Raw genomic sequence first — 6,066 nt, 5'->3', positions numbered from 1 at the left:
GGCGACCTTCCTGACCTTCCAGTCGTTCGGCATCGCCGCGCTGATCTACCTGACCGTCACCTTTGCGCTGGTTGGCCTGTTCCGTCTCGCCGAACGCCGATGGCTGGCCTTCCTCGGGCCGACTCACTAGGGCCCAAGCTTCCTGGAATAAGACAAATGCGCCACCAGATACATGACTTGCTGGCCCCGCTGCCGGGGACAGCACGACAGATCCACAGCTTTCACTTCGGCCCTCAGCCGGCCAAAGGCAAGATCTACATCCAGTCATCCCTGCACGCCGATGAAATGCCCGGCATGCTGGTCGCCTGGCATCTCAAGCAACGCCTGACGGAGCTCGAAGCGGCCGGGCGGCTGCGCAGTGAAATCGTTCTGGTTCCGGTAGCCAATCCGGTTGGCCTGGAACAAGTGCTGATGGATGTGCCGCTGGGTCGATACGAGCTGGAAAGCGGACAGAACTTCAACCGCTGGTTCGTCGATTTGAGCGAGGAAGTCGGCAATGAGATCGAAGGCCAGCTCGGTGACGACCCCCAGCGTAATCGCGAACTGATCCGCAACAGCCTGCGCAATGCGCTGGCCCGGCAGACCGCCGGCACCCAGTTGCAATCCCAACGCCTGACCCTGCAAAGGCTGGCCTGCGACGCCGACATGGTGCTGGACCTGCATTGCGATTTCGAAGCCGTCGCGCACTTGTACACCACGCCCGAAGCCTGGCCGCAGGTCGAGCCGCTGGCGCGCTACATCGGTTCCGAAGCCAGTTTGCTGGCCACTGATTCCGGCGGGCAGTCGTTCGATGAATGCTTCACCCTGCTCTGGTGGCAGTTGAAAGAACGCTTCGGCGAACAGTTCGACATTGCGCCGGGCAGCTTTTCGGTCACGGTCGAATTGCGCGGCCAGGGCGACGTCAATCACCCGCTGGCCAGCCTCGACAGCCAGGCACTGATCGATTACCTGATTCACTTCGGTGCAATTGCCGGCGAACCGGCGCCATTGCCCGACCTGCCCTACCCGGCTACGCCCCTGGCCGGCGTCGAACCGGTGGCGACCCCCGTCGGCGGTTTGCTGGTGTTCACTGCATTGCCAGGTGAGTACCTGGAAGCCGGGCAACTGATCGCCGAAATCATCGACCCGATCACCGATCGCGTCACTGCGGTCCATTGCACTGCCGCCGGCCTGATGTATGCGCGCTCGCTGCGCCGCATGGCCACTGCCGGCATGGTCATCGCCCATGTCGCGGGCACCGAAGCCTATCGCAGCGGCTACCTACTTTCGCCTTGAGGATGCTTGTTCCATGTACAAACTGACCATCGAAGGCCTGCACAAGAGCTATGGCGATCACGAGGTGCTCAAAGGCGTTTCGCTCAAGGCCAACACCGGCGACGTCATCAGCCTGATCGGCGCCAGCGGCTCGGGCAAAAGTACCTTTTTGCGCTGCATCAACTTTCTCGAACAACCCAATGACGGCGCCATGAGCCTGGACGGCCAGGCGATCCGCATGGTCAAGGATCGCCACGGCATGCACGTCGCCGATCCCGACGAACTGCAACGGATCCGCACCCGCCTGGCCATGGTGTTCCAGCACTTCAACCTGTGGAGCCACATGACCGTGCTGGAAAACATCACCATGGCCCCGCGCCGGGTGTTGGGTTGCAGCAAGCAGGAAGCCGAAGACCGTGCCCGTCGCTACCTGGACAAAGTCGGCTTGCCGGCGCGGGTGGCGGACCAATACCCGGCATTTCTTTCCGGCGGCCAGCAGCAACGGGTGGCGATTGCCCGAGCGTTGGCCATGGAGCCGGAGGTCATGCTGTTTGACGAACCGACGTCAGCGCTGGACCCGGAGCTGGTGGGTGAAGTGCTCAAGGTGATCCAGGGCCTGGCCGAAGAAGGCCGGACCATGATCATGGTCACCCACGAAATGAGCTTCGCCCGTAAAGTGTCGAGCCAGGTGCTGTTCCTGCATCAGGGCCTGGTAGAGGAAGAAGGCGCGCCGGAAGACGTGCTGGGCAATCCGAAAAGCGAACGCCTCAAGCAGTTCCTCAGCGGTAACCTCAAGTAAAACCAGCCCCATGTAGGAGCAAAGCTTGCTCGCGATAGCGGTATTTCAGTCGATATTATCCTCGCCTGAGGCACCGCTATCGCGAGCAAGCTTTGCTCCTACAGCAGACATCGCAATAAAACTTGTTGTGTTGCGTCGTGGTCACTGAAAGAACACTTTCAGAGCGCAAACCGCCGGCATGGGAACCTCCTCCAACTTTGCAAAGCAATGGTTCACCGCTCGCGGCTGGAAGCCGTTCGCCTTTCAAAAGGAAGTGTGGTCAGCGGTAAAACAGGGACACAGCGGATTGCTGCACGCCAGCACCGGCGCCGGTAAAACCTACGCGGTCTGGTTCGGCGCGCTCAATCGCTTCGCCCGCTCTTCACCTGCGGTTGAAACAACTCGCAAACGCAAACCCGTGGCCGAGCCCCTCACGGTGCTGTGGATAACCCCCATGCGCGCCCTGGCCGCCGACACCGCCCGCGCACTTGAAGCGCCGCTGCAGGCTTTGCAGATTCCGTGGAGCGTCGGCCTGCGCACCGGCGACACCAGCAGCAGTGAACGAGCGCGCCAGAGCCGACGCCTGCCGAGCACGCTGATCACCACACCAGAAAGCCTGACCCTGATGCTTGCCCGTGCCGACGCGCAAACAGCACTTTCGACCTTGCGCATGGTGGTGGTCGATGAATGGCACGAATTGCTTGGCAACAAGCGCGGCGTGCAACTGCAATTGGCCTTGGCCCGTTTGCGTCGCTGGCGTCCGGAACTGATCGTCTGGGGCGTTTCCGCGACGCTGGGTAATCAGTCTCACGCCGAGCAGGTGCTGATCCCCAACGGCGGCGGCATCAGTGTGCAAGGGCAAACCCGCAAAGTGCTGCGGGTCGACACGCTGCTGCCCCCGGCGATCGAGCGTTTTCCCTGGGCCGGGCACATCGGGTTGAAGATGCTGCCGCAGGTGGTGGGCGAACTCGAATCCAGCGCCAGCAGCCTGGTGTTTACCAACACCCGTGCCCAGTCAGAGATCTGGTACCAGGCCCTCCTCGACGCCCGGCCGGACTGGGCCGGGTTGATCGCGCTGCACCACAGCTCGTTGTCCCGCGACACCCGCGACTGGGTCGAACGCGCGCTCAAGGATGGCCAACTCAAAGCGGTGGTCTGCACCTCCAGCCTCGATCTGGGTGTGGATTTCCTGCCGGTGGAGCGGGTTCTGCAAATCGGCTCCGCCAAAGGTGTGGCGCGGCTCATGCAGCGTGCCGGGCGCTCCGGCCATGCACCGGGACGTGAATCACGGGTCACGCTGGTGCCAACCCACAGCCTTGAATTGATCGAGGCCGCCGCGGCGCAGGATGCTGTCGCGGCACGCTGCATCGAACCGCGGCTATCCCCGGTCAAGCCACTGGATGTATTGGTGCAGCACTTGGTCAGCATCGCTCTGGGCGGCGGTTTTCTCCCCGATGAGTTGTACGAAGAAGTCCGCGGAGCCTGGGCATATCGTGACCTGAACCCGGCCGAATGGGCATGGGCGCTGGCGTTCGTGCGTCATGGCGGACTCTCCCTGACAGCCTATCCGGATTACCGCCGGGTCGAGCCCGATGAACACGGTGTGTGGCGCGTGCCGGATGCACGGCTGGCCCGCAGGCATCGCATGAGCATCGGTACCATCGTCAGCGATGCGAGCATTCAGTTGAAATTCTGGAGCAAGGGCGGCGGTGGCAAACAGTTGGGCAGTGTCGAGGAGGGCTTTATTGCGCGCCTCAAACCCGGTGATGGTTTTCTGTTCGCCGGGCGCTTGCTGGAACTGGTGCGGGTAGAAAACATGACCGCGTACGTCAAACGCAGCACGGTGAAAAAAGCCGCGGTCCCGCGCTGGAATGGCGGACGCATGCCCCTATCCAATGAACTGGCAAAAGCGGTGGTCGCCCGATTCAGTGCTGCGGCGAAGGGTCATTATGTCGGCCCGCAAATGCAGGCGATGCGCCCCTTACTGCAAGTGCAACAACGGTGGTCGGGATTACCGACCGAAAACAGTCTGCTGGCCGAAGCCCTGAAATCTCGCGAGGGCTGGCACCTTTTTCTTTTTCCCTTTGCCGGTCGCCAGGTGCATCTGGGGCTGGCCAGCCTGCTGGCGTGGCGGGCCAGTCAACGCCAGCCGCTGACCTTCTCGATCGCAGTCAATGATTACGGCCTGGAACTGCTCAGCGCCACGCCCGTCGATTGGTCGCGGCAACTCGATGCCGCCCTGTTCAGCGCCGATAATCTGTTGCAGGACGTACTGGCCAGTCTTAATGCCGGTGAACTGGCCCTGCGCCGTTTCCGCGAAATCGCTCGAATTGCCGGGCTGGTGTTCGCCGGCTACCCCGGCGCGCCGAAAAGCACGCGGCAGGTTCAGGCGTCCAGCGGCCTGTTCTTCGAAGTGTTCAAACAATACGACGCGGGCAATTTATTGCTGGCTCAGGCCGGGGAAGAAGTGTTGCGGGAAGAGTTGGATATTCGTCGCCTGGAACAAACACTGGAGCGAATCAACCGGATGACAATGGACCTGCATCAGATCAAGCGACCAACGCCCCTTGGCTTTCCACTGCTGGTGGAACGGATGCGCGAAAGCATGAGCTCGGAAAAACTTGCCGACCGCATCCGACGCATGGTCAGCGATCTGGAAACAACCGCCGACACCGGGAAAACCTGATGAGTGCGCCCTATCCGATAAGCCTTTGTGGAGAAGAGCTCTGGCTGCTGCCGGAAAAAGCCGTCTATTGGCCGGCTCAACAAGCACTGTTGGTGGCCGATGTGCATTTTGGCAAGGCCGCGGCCTATCGAAGCCTGGGTCAACCTGTACCGCAGGGAACAACCCAGCAGAACATTGCCGTGCTCGATGCCCTGTTGAAGGCACTTCCCTGCCGGCAATTGATTTTTCTCGGTGACTTTCTCCACGGCCCCGGCTCTCACGCGACAGCTACGCTCCAGGCGTTGGCCCAGTGGCGAGCGCGGCATCGTGACTTGCCCATGACGCTGATCCGCGGCAACCACGATAAACGTGCCGGCGACCCACCCGCCACACTGAACATTGAGGTGGTGCCTGAACCCATGTTACTGGGGCCTTTCGCTTTGCAGCACGAGCCGAACCCGTATCCTGGGCGGCATGTGCTGGCCGGGCACGTGCACCCGGTGTTTCGGCTCAACGGTCGAGGCCGGCAGCGTTTGCGCCTGGCGTGTTTCAGGATTGGCGAGACGGTCAGCCTGTTACCGGCCTTCGGCGCGTTCACCGGGGGATATCAGGTTGAACGGGACGACAATTGCAGGATTTTTGTAATCGGCGACAACGAAATCTGGCCGGTGACCCTGTAGGAGCGAGCCTGTCGAATCGTCGCACCGTCGCGATGGACGTCAACGATGACGCGTGGCAACTGATACTGCGCGGCGTTCTCGGGTTCATCGCGAGCAGGCTCGCTCCTACAGACAGCGGTCCGGTGTTGATCAGGCCACAGGCGCGGGAGGCGGTTCGTCCGGAAGCGTCGGCTCACCTGGCTCGGTAGGTTGTTCGTTGGGCGTATCAGGATCAGGCTGGCCGGGAATGCCCCCTGCCATGCTGATCGTCGGGTGTGCCAGCAAGGACCAGGCTAAAACGCCAACCTGATTGGGCTCGAGCCTTGCCAGTTCGGCACTTATTTGCGGGTCGATCTTCATAAAGCACTCCTGAGCGATGGCCCGATCTGCCTTGCGCGGATCGGAAGTACACTCCATAGAGTGTACGCTCGCTCAGGAATTCCCACGGTTTGTCGGACGGTTGACTCAGGTCCGTGGCAGGGTCACGCCACGCTGGCCCTGATACTTGCCGCCACGGTCCTTGTAGGACACTTCGCACTCTTCGTCGGATTCGAGGAACAGCATCTGCGCCACGCCCTCGTTGGCGTAGATTTTCGCCGGCAGATTGGTGGTGTTGGAAAACTCCAGGGTCACGTGGCCTTCCCACTCCGGCTCCAGCGGCGTGACGTTGACGATGATGCCGCAACGCGCGTAGGTGCTTTTACCCAGGC

At 61.7% G+C, this 6,066-nt stretch carries 5 protein-coding genes and 2 pseudogenes; 5 read left to right on the top strand and 2 right to left on the bottom strand.

The window, feature by feature from the left end:
• The 5 genes and pseudogenes from D8U18_RS02265 to pdeM form a co-directional block, all read left to right on the top strand.
• Nucleotides 1–130, top strand: a pseudogene (locus tag D8U18_RS02265) (amino acid ABC transporter permease); the annotation flags it as partial.
• A gap of 26 nt (nucleotides 131–156) precedes the next feature.
• Nucleotides 157–1,275, top strand: coding sequence for a succinylglutamate desuccinylase/aspartoacylase family protein (locus D8U18_RS02260; RefSeq protein ID WP_130906841.1), 1,119 nt, complete (start codon nucleotides 157–159; stop codon nucleotides 1,273–1,275).
• A 13-nt stretch (nucleotides 1,276–1,288) separates the two neighbouring features.
• Nucleotides 1,289–2,053 carry an ATP-binding cassette domain-containing protein gene (locus D8U18_RS02255; RefSeq protein WP_056856146.1) on the top strand — a complete coding sequence of 255 codons (765 nt, stop codon included), beginning with the start codon at nucleotides 1,289–1,291 and terminating at the stop codon, nucleotides 2,051–2,053.
• Between the two features lie 178 nt (nucleotides 2,054–2,231).
• Nucleotides 2,232–4,718, top strand: a complete 2,487-nt coding sequence (locus D8U18_RS02250) for a ligase-associated DNA damage response DEXH box helicase (protein ID WP_131106915.1) — start codon at nucleotides 2,232–2,234, stop codon at nucleotides 4,716–4,718.
• Nucleotides 4,718–5,377: a ligase-associated DNA damage response endonuclease PdeM gene (gene pdeM, locus D8U18_RS02245; RefSeq protein ID WP_130906843.1), complete on the top strand. Its 660-nt coding sequence runs from the start codon at nucleotides 4,718–4,720 to the stop codon at nucleotides 5,375–5,377. Before D8U18_RS02250 ends, pdeM begins: the two co-directional genes overlap by 1 nt.
• Nucleotides 5,378–5,506: 129 nt before the next feature.
• On the opposite strand, the gene D8U18_RS02235 is transcribed toward pdeM, so the two are convergent.
• The gene (locus tag D8U18_RS02235; RefSeq protein ID WP_056856149.1) at nucleotides 5,507–5,716 is read right to left on the bottom strand and encodes a hypothetical protein; all 210 of its coding nucleotides are present in this window, start codon (nucleotides 5,714–5,716) and stop codon (nucleotides 5,507–5,509) included.
• A 105-nt stretch (nucleotides 5,717–5,821) separates the two neighbouring features.
• Nucleotides 5,822–6,066, bottom strand: a pseudogene (gene dcd / locus D8U18_RS02230) (dCTP deaminase); the annotation flags it as partial.

The organism is Pseudomonas sp. Sample_10, from assembly GCF_004321495.1.
GTDB lineage: Bacteria > Pseudomonadota > Gammaproteobacteria > Pseudomonadales > Pseudomonadaceae > Aquipseudomonas.
The sequence above is the reverse complement of the archived record's forward strand: the minus strand, read 5'-3'. Positions and strand labels throughout refer to the sequence as shown.